This is a genomic window from Nitratireductor sp. GISD-1A_MAKvit (assembly GCF_040819555.1).
GTDB lineage: Bacteria > Pseudomonadota > Alphaproteobacteria > Rhizobiales > Rhizobiaceae > Nitratireductor.
This window is the reverse complement of sequence record NZ_CP161919.1, coordinates 256,602-271,704: the sequence shown is the minus strand read 5'-3', so window position 1 is coordinate 271,704 and position 15,103 is coordinate 256,602. Positions and strand designations below refer to the sequence as shown.

Sequence of the window (15,103 nt, the reverse complement as noted above, 5' to 3'; positions counted from 1 at the left end):
GCTGCGCTGCTCCTCGTCGTTCGTTCGTTTTGCCATCGTTGACAGCTGTCAACGCGGGGCATTTCACTGGCGACTGCAGCGCGGTATGTTCACCCTCGCTCCCGCAGCCGGATGACGACCACGGGTTTTCGTTGCGCAACGTAACCCGATTCGCAGCCGCTGGGCGAGTGGCCTACGGCTGGGGACCAAGATACGCTGAAAAAGCAAACGACCTGCTGCTCGGCCTCAAACCGGAAATAACCGCTATTAACAGTACCGCATCTCGGTTACGCCGATTTCAGGCAAACGCCTTCAATACCGTTACTAATGCCATGAAGACCGGCTCTGCCGTCAAGAAGTTTTTGGTTAACAAAGGGTTAACGAAGGCTCCCGGCGACGCGCTCAGCCGTCGGACAGCGCTGAATACACGCACACTTCCCGACACTTAGGCCGCGTCGCCACCGGCGGTACCCAAACCGGCCCCCGCGCGTTTTCGCTTTGCCTTTCCCCGATGGAACGCCAAGTTTTAACGGAACTGCGGATGAAAACCGACGTGCTGCGCGCAGAATCAGCCTCTCACCACAGGCCCTATTTCGAAAAGACCCATAGGGAGAAGCATCAGAGAGGCTGGCGAAGCAAGGCCGCCGCCGCGTCTCCGGCACTCAGGACATAGGCCGTGTCGTGATGAACGAGCATGGTGGAGAACGCACCATCGAGAAGCAGCAGGACATGGCGGGCGAGCTGCCGAGCCTGGTCGGGGTGCTCCACCGCGATCACCTCGGCAAGCCACGCCTCAAGCCGTTTCTTGTGCAGCGAAGCCTGCCTGACCGCCGGATGACCAGGCGTCTCCACCAGCTCGGCAGCCGTTCGCAGAAAACCGCAGCCTTTCCAGCGACGGTTTGCGGCACCGGCGGCAATGTTTTCGAAGATCGCGCGGATACGCTCGGGGAGTGGGCCTTCCGCCTGAGCATACCATTTGGCAAAGAGGTCGATATTGGGCTGGTCGCGAGAGGCGAGATAGGCCGTGACGAGATCGTCCTTGCTGCGAAAGTGATAGTAGAGCGTCTTCTTGGTAACGCCCGTCCTTTCGGCCACCGCATCCATGCTGACGGCGCGGATGCCCTTTCCATAAAACAGCCGACTGGCCGTTTTGACGATCCGGTTCCGGGTTGCTGTGGCATCTCTGGGCATTGTAACTACACTCACTAGTGAGTTTAATGAAGTGAAACCCGATGGTAGCCCCGATGCAGGCTTTTTTCAAAGCGCAACGGAGGTTTTCATGTCCACCAGCACAGTGCTCCTGGAAAAGCGCAGCCATGTTGCGCTTCTCACACTGAACAGACCGCAAAAGCTGAACGCCCTGAACTACGCGACCAACGACCGTCTCATCGAGTTGCTGGATCAGATCGAAACGGATGAAAGCATTCAGGCGGTCATCCTGACGGGAGCCGGGGAGCGCGCCTTTTCGGCAGGCGGCGACATTCATGAATTTGCCAGCAGCATCAGGGACGGGGCGGAGGTGGCAGTGCGGGACTTCGTGCGGCGCGGCCAGGCTATGACGGCCCGCCTCGAATCCTTTCCCAAACCTGTCATCGCTGCGGTAAACGGCCTTGCCTATGGCGGCGGTTGCGAGATTACCGAGGCGGCGCATCTGGCGATCGCAAGCGAGCGGGCGCTTTTTGCCAAACCCGAGATCAATATCGGCATACCGCCCACTTTTGGGGGCACCCAGCGCCTGCCGAGACTGGCCGGCCGCAAGCGTGCGCTGGAATATCTTCTGACGGGTGACCCCTTCGGTCCCGACCGCGCATGCGAAATGGGCATCATCAACCGTGTCGTTCCACATGAAAGGCTGCTCGATGCCGCATTCGAGCTGGCCGGGCGCATCACGCGTCATTCACCGCTGGCAAGTGCGCGCATCCTTCATGCGGTCACGCGCGGGCTCAATGCAACGATTTCGGAAGGCCTGCAGATCGAGAGCGAGCAGTTTGCCAGAATGGCCACCACGCGCGATGTGCACGAGGGGCTTGGCGCCTGGATCGAACGCCGCACGCCACGCTATGAGGGGCGGTGAAACCGAAACCGCGCAGACGCGGCCGCGCTGGATGAAAGACTGCCGCGCGTGCGTGGTACTTCCCTGACATCATCTCACCGCATTCAGGGAACAGTGAGGGGTCTTGCAACGGTGGCAGCCCGCCGCCGGCTCCACGAACAGGCAACAGGCCATGAGATTTTCCGACCCGGTATTTTCGCGGCTCGCAGCGGGGCTGGTTCTCGGCCTGGCCCTTCTGGGGTCCGCCGGCGCAAGTGACAGCGAGGCAACGCTTTCCGAAACGGTGGCGCGCGTGGAGGGCACGCTGGGCGCAAGGGTTGGGATCATGATCCGTGAGACCGGGACCGGCTGGAGCTGGAGCCACCGGGCGGACGAAAGGTTCCTGATGAACAGCACCGTGAAGGCGCTGATCTGTGGCAGCGTGCTTGCACGGGCGGATGAAGGATCGCTGTCGCTCGATGAAAGCCTGCCGATCCGGAAATCCGATATCATTTCGCATTCTCCGGTCACCCGGGAGCATATCGGCGGCTCCCTTTCGATCGGCAGGCTCTGCCTCGCAACGCTGGACATGAGCGACAATGGCGCCGCGAACCTTCTATTCAACCGACTGGGCGGCCCGGCGACTGTCACCGCTTTTTTAAGGGAAGCAGGTGACCCCACCACCCGCCTCGACCGGCTGGAGCCCGAACTCAACACTTTCGCACCCGGCGATCCGCGCGACACCACAACGCCGAAGGCGATAACCGAGACCTGGAAGACACTGCTGCTGGGCGAAGTGCTCAAACCCGCTTCGCGCGCGCAGTTCATCGAATGGATGAGCCATGGCGGCGTGACCGGTGACCTGATGCGCGCCGATCTGCCGAAGGACTGGGCCGTCTCGGACAAGTCGGGCGCGGGGAGCCACACGCGCAACCTCATTGCCATGGTGACACCGCCCGGGCGCGCACCCTTTCTGGTCTCGATCTTCATTTCCGATGCGGGCGTGACGTTCAAGACACGCAATGCGGCCCTGAAAGAGATCGGCGCTGCTGTGGCGGATGTGCTTGCGAGCCGGTAATTCCTCCCCTCTGACCGGATCTGTGGACGTGTGTTGGCAGAGCACTGGCGCGCCATCCCGGCGACCGGAAAGACGACGGCGGGGACGGAGCGGATAATACCAGTTCAAAACCTGTGAAAAATTTGCCATGATGGGCGCGGCAAGGTCAGGCAGAGGATCACAGGATGGAAGAAGCGGCACTTCTCGACTTCATGCGCGGGCACATCGCGCGCGGCAACAGCGCCGAACCGCTCTATCGAAGGGTCGAGATGGCGCTGGCGGAAGCCATTCAATCCTCGCGGCTGAAACGCGGCGCGGTGATCCCCAGCGAGCGGACCCTGTGCTCCGCGCTTTCCATGTCGCGCGTCACCATACGCCGCGCCATCGAGGACCTGGAGCGGGAGGGGCTTGTGCATCGGCGGCACGGGGCGAAGACCGTGGTCTCCTCGCGGCTGGAGAAATCGCTCTCCACCATGACCAGCTTTTCAGAAGACATGCGCTCGCGCGGGCTGGAGCCCGGCTGCATCTGGATTTCCAAGGAAACCGCGCGACCTTCGCCAGCGGAAATGATGGCGCTCGGCATCTCGGGGGCTGAGGAGATTGCGCGGCTGAAGCGCATCCGCACCGCCGACGACCTGCCCATCGCCATCGAGACCGCCGCGCTGCCCGTGCGGTTTCTGCCCAGGCCCACGGCGGTTGGAGCATCGCTTTATCAGGCGCTGGAGGCGCGCGGCGCCATGCCGGTGCGTGCGGTTCAGCGCATGCAGTCAACCCCGATCACGCCGGAAGAGGCGCGCCTGCTCGAGGCGCCCACAGACACCAGCCTGCTGGTGGTGGAGCGGCGCTGTTTTCTGGAGGACGGGCAGATCGTGGAGTTCACCCAGACGAAATATCGCGGCGATGTCTATGACTTCGTGATCGAGTTGCACCGATAATACCAGTTTAAAACTGGTTGTACTCTGGTATTTGATCTGCCTATGATGCTCTCCTCGAATGGGGGAGACAGCGTGACAAACAGCATCCAGTCGCTTGAGAACGGTCTGATCGTTTCCTGCCAGCCGGTGACCGGCGGGCCGATGGATGCGGCACCGATCGTCGTTGCCTTCGCGCTGGCCGCGCTTGCCGGCGGCGCTCAGGGGCTGCGGATCGAGTCTGCCCCTTATGTGAAGGCCGTGCGGGCGGCGACCGACGCGCCCATCATCGGGCTGGTGAAACGGGATCTCGACACCTCGCCCGTGCGCATCACGCCATGGATCGAGGATGTGGAAGCGCTGGCGGCGGCGGGGGCGGATGTCATCGCCTATGACGCGACACAGCGTGAACGCCCGGTGCCAACGGCTGCACTCGTGAACCGCATTCATGCAGCCGGCAAGATCGCCATGGCCGACTGCTCCGTCATTTCCGATGCGCGGCAGGCTCTGGACGAAGGTGCCGAAATGGTCGGCTCCACACTTTCGGGCTATACGGGCGGGCCGGAACCGACGGAACCCGACCTGGAACTGATCCGCGCCATGCGCGCGCTGACGCCGCAAGTGGTGGCGGAAGGCTGCATTCGCCAGCCGCACCATGCGAGCGCCGCACTCCAGGCCGGCGCGCGGCTGGTGGTGGTCGGCTCGGCGATCACGCGGCCAGAGCACATCACCTCCTGGTTTCGTGAAGAGATGGACGACGCTTCGGGAGTGCGCGCATGAGCGGAGCGGAGGCGGTTCTTGCACTCGATATCGGCGGGACGAAAATGCTCGCCGCCCTTGTGTGTGGCAAGACCGTTGCCGACAGTGTGACCCTGCCCACCCCGAAAGGAAAGGGCAGCCCGGCCGAATGGCTGGAGGCGCTGTTTGCCGAAATCGCGCACTGGCGGGGGGCCTACGAGAGTGTTGGCGTGGCGGTGACGGGTATTGTCGATGACGGGCTCTGGTCGCCGCTCAACCGCAGGACGCTCGACATTCCAGACCGGTTTCCACTGTTGAAGACGGTGATGGGTCTTTCAGAAAAGCCGGCCATTGCCGCCAATGATGCACAGGCCGCCGCCTGGGGCGAATATCGCTTCGGCGATGGTGAGGGCGATCTCGTTTTTTTGACGATTTCCACCGGCATTGGTGGCGGCATCGTTCTGGACGGCAAGCTGCGGACCGGGCTCGCCGGCCATTTCGGCCTCACACTCGGACAGGATTTCGAAGGCGCGCTTGAAGACCACGTCTCGGGCAACTTCATCGCCGCTGCGGCAACACCGCATATGCCGGGAGCGAGCGCGCGCGAGGTTTTCGAGGCGGCAGCCCGGGGTGAAGGCTGGGCTGAAGCGATCCTCGATCTTTCGGCGCGGCGCGCGGCCATACTGTGCCGCAACATCAAACTGACCTTCGACCCGTCGCGTATCGTGATCGGCGGGGGCATCGGGCTGGCGCCGGGCTACCGGGCGCGCATCGAGGCGCATCTTCAGGATGTGCCCGAAAGGCTGAGGCCCCGGCTTGTGCCGGCGAGGCTCGGCGACAAGGCCGGCGTGGTGGGGATCGCCGACCTTGCACATGAAACCATGACCCAGAACCAGACAAACCAATAAATGGGAGAACGATCATGAAACCTGTTGCACGATTTGCAGCCGCTCTCGCGGGCAGCGTCTTCGCCGCCGGCCTTTATGCCGGTGCGGCCAATGCGGAAGTGACCGTGCTTGGCTGGCCGGGCGGCCCGGAAGAAACGGCCCTGCGGGCTGCCGCCGATGCCTATAACGCCAAGGACGATGTGAGTGAGGAGAACAAGGTCGAGCTTCTGTTCTTCAACCGCGACGGTTTCTGGGACAAGCTGCAGGCGGATCTGGCCGCAGGCTCGGACGCATTTGACCTGAACCTGCTCGCCACTTATTCGATCGGCCGCTACGCGCCCTTCATGGAACCGGTGGAGCTTTCCGATGAAGCGCAGGCGCTTTATGGCGATGCGGTGCTTTCCACCATGCAGTTCGATGGCAAACAGTATGGCGTGCCAACCGACCTTTCGCTGCATTTCATGTATTACCGCACGGATCTGATCGACGCGCTGATGAGCGACGACGATGCCAAGGCGCGCTATGCGGAAATCAGCAAGGAGCATCTGGGCACGGCGATGGAGCCGAAAAACCCGGATGAATGGACCTGGGACGACTATGCCGCCACCGCGCTCTATTTCACCAAGGCGGTGAACCCCGACAGCCCGACGCGCTATGGCACGGTGCTGCAGATGAAGAACCTGCTCTTCAACATCATGGTGTGGCAGTCCACCGCGCGCTCTTATGGCGGCGACTGGATGGATGCCGATGGCAAGATCACGGTGGACTCGGAGGCCTTCCGCAAGGGGCTCGAGCTCTACAAGAAGCTCTATGATGCCGGTGCGACGCCGCGCGATTCGCTTTCCTACGAATTTGCCGAAGCCAATGCCGCCTATGCGGCGGGCCAGGTGGCGGCCATGGTACAGTGGAACGCGGCAGCGGGAGACCTCACCAGTGCGGAAAAATCTCCCGCCGTGGGTGAGGTGACGGCGACGATTGCGCCGCCCGCCGGTCCGGAGGCCCGTGCCACGCACATCCATGGCCTGGGGCTTGGCCTCAACAAGAGTGCCGGAAACAAGGAGGGCGCAAAGGCGTTCCTGAAATGGCTCTCGACCGAGGAAGCGGCCCTGATCTATGCGCGCGCGGGCGGAGCGCCGGCGCTTTCGGCGGACGCGGTTTCGGCGGTTGCCGACGAGCGGCCCGATCTGGTGCAGCTTGGTGAATATGCCGGTGCCTATGGCTATGTCATGAATGGCGGGGCTTCGGCCAACGCGCTTGCAATCTACGAATTGCAGGCGAAGGAGTTCACCGGCTACTGGTCGGGCCAGCAGGATCTCGATACCGCACTTGCCAATGTCGAGAAGGGCATGGCGGATCTTCTGAAATAGCACTGGCTGGCGCTCGCCCCTCATCCGCCTGCCGGCACCTTCTCCCCGCTTGCGGGGAGAAGGAGGATGGCCGCACCGTCGAGGTGCCCCTCTCCCCGCCTGCGGGGAGAGGGTGAGGGTGAGGGGCGGCGCCAACCGCTAAACCGATCTGGAAACCAGACCAAGAAACCCAATGGAAACGACCCATCGCCTTGAATGGACGCTGCTTGCGACGCCGCTGATGGCGTTTCTGCTGGTGTGTCTCGGCTTCCCGGCCATCGTGAACCTGATCTATTCCGTGTCGGAGATCAGTTTCGAGACGCTGCGGAGCCCCGAGATTTCCGGCTTTGGCAATTTCGCTGCCGTTTTGACGGACAGCGGCTTCTGGCAAGCCAACTGGTTTTCGCTGCGCTTTGGTCTTCTGACCGCCATGCTCGAATGCCTGATCGGGCTGGGGCTTGCCGTCTTCCTTGCGCCGCTTTTCAGGGACCGTAGCTGGCCGATTGCCATTTTGATGCTGCCGCTGATGGTGGCGCCCGCGCTGATGGGACTGATGTATCGGCTCGTGCTGCATGAATTCGCCGGGCCGGTGCCGCATTATCTGTGGGCATGGTTCGGCAACAGCCCTGCGTTTCTCGGACCGAACTCGGCGTTCTGGACGCTGATTGTGGTCGAGACGCTGCAATGGACGCCATTTGCCTTTCTGCTTTTTCACATGGCCTATCAGGCGATCCCGAAAGAGCTGCAGGAGGCGGCATCCATCGACGGGGTGATGGGCCTTGCCCGCTTCTGGCGCATCGAACTGCCCCTGATGCTGCCGACGCTAGCAGCCGCGCTCCTAATCCGCTTCATCGACGGGTTCCGCGTGTTCGACAATGTCTATGTGCTGACCGGAAGCGGGGCAGGGGGCTCCACCACGTCGCTCTCGATCTACATCTATGAAGCCTTCTTCAAGCAGGCGGCCATTGGCAAGGCGGTGGCGGCATCGGTGATCCTGTTCGCCGCGTCCTTTGCCGTGCTTTACGCCCTGAACCGCCTCGCAAGGCGCAGGAGACGTTGATGCTCAATGCGATCCGCTGGGCCGTGTTTGCCCTCGCCGCCTTTGCAATGAACTTTCCGCTCATTGTCACGCTCGTAACCTCCTTTAAGAGCGCGCGCGAAATCACCACCAATCCGGGTCTGTGGATCAATGCGCCGACGCTGGAAAATTATGTGACGGTGCTTACGGTCTCGGACCGGCTGAACATTTTTCTCTATCTCGCCAACAGCTTTGCCGTTGCGGCGATGGGCACGCTTTTGGCCGTGGCGCTGGCGCTGCCGGCGGCCTATGCGATCGTGCGCGGGCGGTTTGGGGAAAACACGCTTCTGCCGTTGATCGTGAATCTGCGGGCGGTGCCGCTCGTCATCTTCGCTATCCCCATCTACATGATGTTCCAGTTCATGGGGCTGCTCGACACACGGTTTGGCCTCGGGCTGGTGATGACCATCGTCAACATTCCGCTGGTGCTGATCATTCTCGTCAACGCCATTTCGGATGTGCCGTTTGAACTGGATGAAGCGGCGATGATCGACGGGGTGAGCCGCACGGGCATTCTTTTCAAGATCGTCGGCCCCGTGTGCCGGCCGGCACTTGTGACGAGCATGATCTTCGGCTTCATCACCGCGTGGAACGAGTTCCTGTTCGGCCTGATGCTGACCACCTCGAAGGCGGTTCCGGTAACGGTCGGTGCATCCTTCTTCTTTGCCGCTTCAGGCGGCGGCGTTCAATGGGGTGTGGCGGCGGCGGTGATGATGGTCGGTGCGCTGCCGCCCATGCTGCTTGGGCTCGTGATGTATCGCAAGATCAGCGGCACGATGATGGCAGGAGCGGTGAAGGGGTAGCGCGGCCTATCGAAGGGGCCCGGTTCACCCGATCCGCTCTTGCGTCTGCGGGTCGAACAGCACCGCCTTGTCGAGATTGAAGGCGAGGCGGGCGGTCTGGCCGGCGGAGATGGGCGCATCGGCGCGCAGGCGGGCGACGATCTCGCGCCCGCCGAGCCGGGTCACCGCGAAGGTGTCGGAGCCGGCCGGCTCGATCACCTCGATTTCGCAATCAAGCTCGCTGACCTGCCGGGCATTGCGGTCGGCGCTGTCGGGATCCGTCAGCGCTTCGGGCCGGATGCCGAACACCACCTCCTTGCCATCGCGGCCTGCAAGCGCGCCATTCGTTCCAGCCATCGGCAAGGTCAGGGGCGCGCCATCCTCGCGCTCCATGACGATGGCGACATCGCTGCCATCGGCTTTCACCTTCGCCGGGATGAGGTTCATGGAAGGCGAACCCATGAAATCGGCGACGAAGAGATTGTTGGGCCGGTTGTAGATCTCGGCGGGCGTGCCGAATTGCTGGAGAACGCCATCCTTCAGGACTGCGATCTTGGTGGCCAGCGTCATCGCCTCGATCTGGTCGTGCGTGACATAGACGATGGTGGTGCCCATGCGCTGGTGCAGGCGCTTGATCTCGGTGCGCATGTCGACACGCAGCTTGGCATCGAGATTGGAGAGCGGCTCGTCGAACAGGAACACCAGCGGATCGCGCACGAGCGCCCGGCCCATGGCGACACGCTGTCGCTGGCCGCCGGAAAGCTGGCTCGGCTTGCGGTCGAGTAGCACGCCGATCTGAAGGGTTTCCGCCACTTTGGCGATGGCCGCATCGCGCTCGGCTTTCGGCGTGCCGCGGATTTCCATGCCGAAGCCGATGTTCTCGGCCACCGTCATGTTGGGGTAGAGTGCATAGGACTGGAACACCATGGCGATGTCGCGCTGCGAGGGGTGAAGGTCATTCACCACCTTGCCATTGATGCTGATCGAGCCGCTGGTGATGGGCTCAAGCCCTGCAATCGTGTTGAGCAGGGTGGACTTGCCGCAGCCGGATGGGCCGACGAGCACCAGGAAGCCGCCCTCTTCGATTTCGAGGTCGATGCCCTTCAGCACATCCACCTTGCCGAAGGATTTTCTGAGGTTGTCGATCTTGAGAAAGGCCATGGGCTTATCCTTTGACGGCGCCGGCCATGAGGCCGCGCACGAAATAGCGTCCGGAGACGATGTAGACGATCAGGGTGGGCAGGGCGGCAAGGATCGCGCCGGCGAAATGGACATTGTATTCCTTCACGCCGCCCGACGAGGACACGAGATTGTTGAGCGCCACCGTCATCGGTTGGGAATCGAAATCGCCGAAGGAGACGCCGAACAGGAAGTCGTTCCAGATATTGGTGAACTGCCAGATGACCGTGACCACGATGATGGGCGCGGAAGAGGGCAGGAGAATGCGCCGGAAGATCTGGAAGAAGCCTGCGCCATCGATCTGCGCCGCGCGGATCAGCTCCGTGGGGAAGGCGGCGTAATAATTGCGGAAGAAAAGCGTGGTGAAACCGAGGCCATAAACCACGTGGATGAGCACCAGCCCCTGTGTCGTGCCGGCAATGCCCAGCATGCCCAGAATACGCGCGGCGGGAATGAGCGCGATCTGGAACGGGATGAAGCAGGACAGAAGAATGAGCCCGAAGACGATGTCATCGCCCCGGAAGCGCCATTTGGTGAGCACATAGCCATTGAGCGCGCCCAGTATGGTGGAGATGGCCACTGCCGGCACCACCATCAGGATGGAATTGAAGAAATAGGGTTTCAGGCCCGTCGGCTGCACGCCCACCTGCGCGCTCGACCACGCCTTGGCCCATGGCTCGAAGGTGAAGACATCGGGCAGGGCGAGCATGTTGCCCTGGCGGATTTCATCGAGCGGCTTCACCGAATTGACCAGCATCACATAGAGCGGCAGAAGGTAGTAGACCGCAAAGACGATGAGGACGGAATAGAGAAGGGCGCGGGCAAGCCTGTTGCCGCTGGCGCCTGCGGTTTTGACGGCACTCATCTCTGCCTCCCCGGCTTCAGTTCGGAATAGAGATAGGGAATGATGATCGAGAAGATCATCACCAGCATGATGATGGCGGACGATGCGCCAATGCCCATCTGGTTGCGGGTGAAGGTGTAGGAATACATGAAGGTGGCCGGCAGTTCGGTGGCCTGACCGGGGCCGCCTCCCGTGAGCGCCACGACCAGATCGTAGGACTTGATCGCCAGATGCGCGAGCACGACGAAGGCGGACAGGAAGACGGGGCGCATCATGGGAATGATGATGCGGCGATAGATGGTGACATTGGACGCGCCATCCATCTGCGCGGCCTTGATGATCTCGCTGTCGACGCCGCGAAGGCCCGCGAGGAACATGGCCATGACAAAACCCGAAGACTGCCAGACGGCGGCGATCACCACCGTGTAGATCGCCAGCGTGCGATCCTTGATCCAGGCGAATTCGAAACTCGTCCAGCCCCAGTCATGCATGGTGTTTTCAAGCCCGATGCCGGGATCGAGAAACCATTTCCATGCCGTGCCGGTGACGATGAAGGAGAGCGCCATCGGATAGAGATAGATCGGCCGCAGGAAGCCTTCGCCACGGATTTTCTGGTCGAGCAGGATCGCCAGAAAGAGACCCAGTACGGAGCAGATGATGATGTAGAGCGAACCGAAGATCGCCAGATTGGTCAGCGCCCGCCACCAGTGACGCAGATCCCACAGTTTTGCGTAATTCTCGAACCCGACGAAGCCATAGGACGGCAGCATGCGCGAATCCGTCATCGACAGGTAGAGCGTGTAGAGGATGAAGGCGTAGACGAAGATCAGGATCAGCGCCATGCTCGGGCTGAGCACCAGGCGCGGGATGATCTCCTGCAGGCGGTTTCGGTTCATGCTGGTTATCCGTGTTCAACGGTGTGGCCCATCGCTTCCCCTCTGCATGCAGGCAGAGGGGAACATGACAATGCGCCAGAGCGATCAGCCCGGCCCGGGAATGTCCGAACCGGGCACCTGCTGCGCTGTTACTGAGCGGCAGCGACGGCGTTCTGAAGCTCTTCGACGGCCTCTTCAGACGTCAGCTCGCCGTTGAAATGCTGGGTGACAACGTCGTTCACCGCATTTTTCACGGCAGCCGGTGCGCCGTGGCCATGGGCCATGGAGCCGAACAGGCCACCGCCCGCATTGGCTTCGGCAAGATCGGCCATGCCCTTCTTGCCACAATCATCGAATGCGTCGTTCGGCACGTCGGTGCGGGCCGGCACCGAGCCCTTGACCACATTGAAGGCGGACTGGAACTCGGGGTTCATGACGGCGGAAGCCATCAGCTTCTGGGCCTTCTGCTTGTCCTCGCCGACCTGGAACATGACGAACTGGTCGGAGTTGAAGGTGACCGAGCCCTGCGTTCCGGGGAAGCGGATGCAGACGAAATCCTCGCCCGGCTTCTTGCCGGCCTTGAGGAACTCGCCCTTGGCCCAGTCGCCCATCATCTGCATGCCGCCCGTGCCCTCGATGACCATGGCCGAGGCCAGGTTCCACTCACGGCCGGAGAAATTGTCATCCACATAGCTGCGCAGCTTCGCCATGCGGTCGAAGGCTTCCTTCATCTTGTCGGAGCCGAGCGCCTCGGGATCGAGCTCGTTGAGCGCGGCCTTGTAGAAATCATTGCCGAGCGAGAGAACGACTGCCTCGAACACCGTGGCATCCTGCCAGGGCTGACCGCCATGGGCGAGCGGGGTGATGCCGTTTTCCTTCATCTTGTCGAGAACGGCGACAAGCTCTTCCCAGGTTTCCGGTGCCTTGCCGCCGGCGGCATCGAGTGCGGCCTTGTTGATCCATACCCAGTTTGTCGAGTGAACGTTGACCGGCGAGGCAATCCAGTTGCCGTCATATTTGGAGAAGTTCTGGAGGGCGGCCGGGACAACGTCGGCCCAGCCTTCTTCCTCGGCGACATCGTTGAGATTGGCGACAACGCCCTGTTCGGCCCAGTCGATGATGTCGAAGCCGAGCATCTGAACAGCAGTCGGCGCATTGCCTGCGGTGACGCGGGCGCGCAGCGCGGTCATGGCAGCCTCACCGCCACCACCGGCGACCGGCATGTCCTGCCAGGTGACACCCTTGGATTCCAGATCTTCCTTGAGAACGTTCAGCGCTGCGGCTTCACCGCCAGACGTCCACCAGTGAAGCACTTCCACACTGTCTTCTGCCATGGCATTGCTGCCGGCGGCCAGGGTGAGAAGGGCTGTTCCCGCCGCCAGCGCGGCGAATTTGCGAATGGTCATGATAATCCTCCCAATGGGATCGCTTGCTCCTCTGCGATCTATCTATTTATAACGTTATAAATCCCTCGAAGGTCAATCAGATTCTTGTCTGACCGCAGGGAGGAGGCAAAACATTGAAAATCAACGGGTATTTTTTCAAATTATTCGCCTCCAACGTGTGGAAACATAAATTTATATCGATTGAAATTATACTTTTTGCCAATTTCGGAGCCCTGGACGCCCATCCACTGGCCACCGGGAGGAGATGACATGGTGCACCGATCCGACCGCCCGACGCTGCGAACCATTGCGGAGATGACCGGCCTTGCCGTCACCACCGTATCCCGGGCTCTTCTCGATGCGCCGCAGATCGCACTGGCCACCCGTCAGCGGGTGCAGCGCGTGGCGCGTGAGATCGGCTACCAGCCTGACCGCGCGGCAAGACATCTGCGCACCGGACGAACCAATGTCATCAGCTTCGTTCTGGATCCGCATGATGAACTGCTGGGCTTTTCAACCTCCATGATAAGCGGTTTGACCCGGGCACTGCGCGGCACTCAGTATCATCTTGTCATCACGCCGCATTTCGCGGAGACGGACTCGACCGATCCGATCGACTACATTCTGCGCAACCGAATGGCCGACGGGGTTGTCATTTCACGCACCGAGCCGGACGACCCCCGGGTCAGGCTTCTGATGGAGAACGATTTTCCATTCGTTTCGCACGGGCGCACCGAGATGGGCTTCGACCATCCCTTTGTCGACTACGACAACATGGCGTTTGCCCGCATCGCCGCTGAGCGACTGGTGGCAAAGGGACGTCGACGGCTGGCGCTTATCCTGCCCCCCGATCGCTTCACCTTTCACGGCCATCTGAAGCGCGGTTTTCAGGAGGCGGCAGCCCGACTGGGAGTGGAGTGGGAACTGCCGAATGAAGTGACGCTCGACAGCGTGTCCGCTGATGTCTATGCGTGGCTGCGCTGGCGATTGAAGCAGCCTTCGCCGCCCGACGGGATCGTGTGTCCCGGCGAGGTTTCGGCGCTGTCCGTCATGGCCGCGCTGAATGATCACGGCCTGATGGTCGGCCGGGAATTCGACATCGTGGCAAAGCAGACTTCCCTGCTTTTTGACGAAGTTCGGCCCCGGATCGACACGGTCTATGAAGACATTGCGGAAACGGGTGAAATGCTCGGAAAACTTCTTCTGCGGCGCATTGCCGGGGAAGCGGCCGGAGCGCTGAACGTTTTGCAGGAGCCGGTTCCGCGATTTACCGGCTGCGACACGGCAGACCACGCCGGGCTTGCGGCGAAGCAGAGTGCGTAAGGGCAAACATCAGGCACGTCATGCCCGGTAGCCTGCGCCGGCCTGGGCGGCGAGAAGCTCCTGGAGCCTTTTGAGCATATCTGCCTCTTCCTTTTCATCGACAACATCGATGGACAGGAGTTCCATTGCCCGAACACCGTGTACCACTAGCAGGGCGATGACGGCCAGCGAAGGGTCGCTTGCGCCGGCCTTCATCTCATCCAGAACCTCGCGCTGATATTTTTGCACGGGCTTCAGAAAATCGGGATTCTCGGCAAGGGCCGCCAGGAGGCCGGACGGCGGCGGGCGGCTCTCTTTGCGCTCCTCGACGAACAGGTCGATATAGGCCCGCACGACGCCATTGGCGTTCACGCCATGCATCTGTTTGCGCATCTGAAACTTCGCGTAGTCTTCGCTGACAAAAGACTCGACAAGGGCTTCGAACAGTTTCGACTTGCTGGAAAAGTGATAGAGCAGCCCGCCCTTGGAGACGCCCGCACGAGCCGCGACCGCATCGAGCGACATGCTGGCAGCGCCCGCCTCGCGAACGATTTCAGCCGCTGCGTCGAGAATTTTTTCCCGCGCACCGGATCCCGGTTTCACCATTCCTGACATCCTGAAGCTTGACAATACCGTCCAGACGGTACAGTAAAGCGCCGGCTTTTGGCAAGATGGGTTTTCCCGCTCTCTTGTTCAGAACGCGTCGCA

General features: G+C 61.6%; 15 protein-coding genes. 9 read left to right on the top strand and 6 right to left on the bottom strand.

The window, feature by feature from the left end; genetic code table 11:
- Nucleotides 1-597 precede the first annotated feature (597 nt).
- Complete coding sequence (locus AB2N04_RS01220) at nucleotides 598-1,170, bottom strand: TetR/AcrR family transcriptional regulator (protein ID WP_367714334.1); 573 nt, start codon at nucleotides 1,168-1,170, stop codon at nucleotides 598-600.
- 88 nt (nucleotides 1,171-1,258) lie between these two features.
- On the opposite strand from AB2N04_RS01220, the gene AB2N04_RS01215 reads away from it, so the two are divergent.
- The 8 genes from AB2N04_RS01215 to AB2N04_RS01180 all read left to right on the top strand — a co-directional run bounded on the left by AB2N04_RS01215 (nucleotide 1,259) and on the right by AB2N04_RS01180 (nucleotide 8,831).
- Entirely contained in the window at nucleotides 1,259-2,053 is a 795-nt protein-coding gene (locus tag AB2N04_RS01215; RefSeq protein WP_367714333.1) for a crotonase/enoyl-CoA hydratase family protein, read from the top strand.
- A gap of 151 nt (nucleotides 2,054-2,204) precedes the next feature.
- Nucleotides 2,205-3,089, top strand: coding sequence for a class A beta-lactamase (gene bla, locus AB2N04_RS01210; protein WP_367714332.1), 885 nt, complete (start codon nucleotides 2,205-2,207; stop codon nucleotides 3,087-3,089).
- Nucleotides 3,090-3,253: 164 nt separating this feature from the next.
- On the top strand, nucleotides 3,254-4,003 hold the full coding sequence (locus AB2N04_RS01205; protein ID WP_367714331.1) for a GntR family transcriptional regulator: 750 nt from the start codon (nucleotides 3,254-3,256) through the stop codon (nucleotides 4,001-4,003).
- A gap of 72 nt (nucleotides 4,004-4,075) precedes the next feature.
- On the top strand, nucleotides 4,076-4,759 hold the full coding sequence (locus AB2N04_RS01200) for an N-acetylmannosamine-6-phosphate 2-epimerase (RefSeq protein ID WP_367714330.1): 684 nt from the start codon (nucleotides 4,076-4,078) through the stop codon (nucleotides 4,757-4,759).
- Nucleotides 4,756-5,625, top strand: coding sequence for an ROK family protein (locus AB2N04_RS01195; RefSeq protein ID WP_367714329.1), 870 nt, complete (start codon nucleotides 4,756-4,758; stop codon nucleotides 5,623-5,625). The genes AB2N04_RS01200 and AB2N04_RS01195 overlap by 4 nt, the downstream gene beginning before the upstream one ends.
- A 14-nt stretch (nucleotides 5,626-5,639) precedes the next feature.
- Nucleotides 5,640-6,971 carry an extracellular solute-binding protein gene (locus AB2N04_RS01190; protein WP_367714328.1) on the top strand — a complete coding sequence of 444 codons (1,332 nt, stop codon included), beginning with the start codon at nucleotides 5,640-5,642 and terminating at the stop codon, nucleotides 6,969-6,971.
- 172 nt (nucleotides 6,972-7,143) lie between these two features.
- Nucleotides 7,144-8,010, top strand: coding sequence for a carbohydrate ABC transporter permease (locus AB2N04_RS01185; protein ID WP_367714327.1), 867 nt, complete (start codon nucleotides 7,144-7,146; stop codon nucleotides 8,008-8,010).
- The gene (locus tag AB2N04_RS01180) at nucleotides 8,010-8,831 is read left to right on the top strand and encodes a carbohydrate ABC transporter permease (protein ID WP_367714326.1); all 822 of its coding nucleotides are present in this window, start codon (nucleotides 8,010-8,012) and stop codon (nucleotides 8,829-8,831) included. Before AB2N04_RS01185 ends, AB2N04_RS01180 begins: the two co-directional genes overlap by 1 nt.
- A 24-nt stretch (nucleotides 8,832-8,855) precedes the next feature.
- Here the strand turns inward: AB2N04_RS01180 and AB2N04_RS01175 are convergent, their stop codons facing one another.
- From AB2N04_RS01175 to AB2N04_RS01160, 4 genes are all read right to left on the bottom strand, one after another.
- Complete coding sequence (locus AB2N04_RS01175; protein WP_367714325.1) at nucleotides 8,856-9,971, bottom strand: ABC transporter ATP-binding protein; 1,116 nt, start codon at nucleotides 9,969-9,971, stop codon at nucleotides 8,856-8,858.
- A 4-nt stretch (nucleotides 9,972-9,975) separates the two neighbouring features.
- On the bottom strand, nucleotides 9,976-10,854 hold the full coding sequence (locus AB2N04_RS01170; protein ID WP_367714324.1) for a carbohydrate ABC transporter permease: 879 nt from the start codon (nucleotides 10,852-10,854) through the stop codon (nucleotides 9,976-9,978).
- Entirely contained in the window at nucleotides 10,851-11,729 is an 879-nt protein-coding gene (locus AB2N04_RS01165; RefSeq protein WP_367714323.1) for a carbohydrate ABC transporter permease, read from the bottom strand. Before AB2N04_RS01165 ends, AB2N04_RS01170 begins: the two co-directional genes overlap by 4 nt.
- Nucleotides 11,730-11,857: 128 nt before the next feature.
- Entirely contained in the window at nucleotides 11,858-13,114 is a 1,257-nt protein-coding gene (locus AB2N04_RS01160) for an ABC transporter substrate-binding protein (protein ID WP_367714322.1), read from the bottom strand.
- Nucleotides 13,115-13,363: 249 nt separating this feature from the next.
- Between AB2N04_RS01160 and AB2N04_RS01155 the strand changes: the two genes are divergently transcribed.
- A complete protein-coding gene (locus AB2N04_RS01155; protein ID WP_367714321.1) occupies nucleotides 13,364-14,416 on the top strand; it encodes a LacI family transcriptional regulator in 1,053 nt (350 codons plus the stop codon).
- Between the two features lie 18 nt (nucleotides 14,417-14,434).
- Here AB2N04_RS01155 and AB2N04_RS01150 read toward each other — a convergent pair whose 3' ends face one another.
- Nucleotides 14,435-15,001, bottom strand: coding sequence for a TetR/AcrR family transcriptional regulator (locus AB2N04_RS01150; protein WP_367714320.1), 567 nt, complete (start codon nucleotides 14,999-15,001; stop codon nucleotides 14,435-14,437).
- Between the last annotated feature and the right edge of the window lie 102 nt (nucleotides 15,002-15,103).

What these genes read in the sequence shown, in the direction of transcription:
- AB2N04_RS01205 (WP_367714331.1), top strand. Translation starts at nt 3,254, where the DNA reads ATGGAAGAAGCGGCACTTCTCGACTTCATGCGCGGGCACATCGCGCGC.
- AB2N04_RS01150 (WP_367714320.1), bottom strand. Translation starts at nt 15,001, where the DNA reads ATGGTGAAACCGGGATCCGGTGCGCGGGAAAAAATTCTCGACGCAGCG.
- AB2N04_RS01185 (WP_367714327.1), top strand. Translation starts at nt 7,144, where the DNA reads ATGGAAACGACCCATCGCCTTGAATGGACGCTGCTTGCGACGCCGCTG.
- AB2N04_RS01160 (WP_367714322.1), bottom strand. Translation starts at nt 13,114, where the DNA reads ATGACCATTCGCAAATTCGCCGCGCTGGCGGCGGGAACAGCCCTTCTC.
- bla (WP_367714332.1), top strand. Translation starts at nt 2,205, where the DNA reads ATGAGATTTTCCGACCCGGTATTTTCGCGGCTCGCAGCGGGGCTGGTT.
- AB2N04_RS01220 (WP_367714334.1), bottom strand. Translation starts at nt 1,170, where the DNA reads ATGCCCAGAGATGCCACAGCAACCCGGAACCGGATCGTCAAAACGGCC.
- AB2N04_RS01180 (WP_367714326.1), top strand. Translation starts at nt 8,010, where the DNA reads ATGCTCAATGCGATCCGCTGGGCCGTGTTTGCCCTCGCCGCCTTTGCA.
- AB2N04_RS01170 (WP_367714324.1), bottom strand. Translation starts at nt 10,854, where the DNA reads ATGAGTGCCGTCAAAACCGCAGGCGCCAGCGGCAACAGGCTTGCCCGC.
- AB2N04_RS01155 (WP_367714321.1), top strand. Translation starts at nt 13,364, where the DNA reads ATGGTGCACCGATCCGACCGCCCGACGCTGCGAACCATTGCGGAGATG.
- AB2N04_RS01175 (WP_367714325.1), bottom strand. Translation starts at nt 9,971, where the DNA reads ATGGCCTTTCTCAAGATCGACAACCTCAGAAAATCCTTCGGCAAGGTG.
- AB2N04_RS01165 (WP_367714323.1), bottom strand. Translation starts at nt 11,729, where the DNA reads ATGAACCGAAACCGCCTGCAGGAGATCATCCCGCGCCTGGTGCTCAGC.
- AB2N04_RS01195 (WP_367714329.1), top strand. Translation starts at nt 4,756, where the DNA reads ATGAGCGGAGCGGAGGCGGTTCTTGCACTCGATATCGGCGGGACGAAA.
- AB2N04_RS01215 (WP_367714333.1), top strand. Translation starts at nt 1,259, where the DNA reads ATGTCCACCAGCACAGTGCTCCTGGAAAAGCGCAGCCATGTTGCGCTT.
- AB2N04_RS01190 (WP_367714328.1), top strand. Translation starts at nt 5,640, where the DNA reads ATGAAACCTGTTGCACGATTTGCAGCCGCTCTCGCGGGCAGCGTCTTC.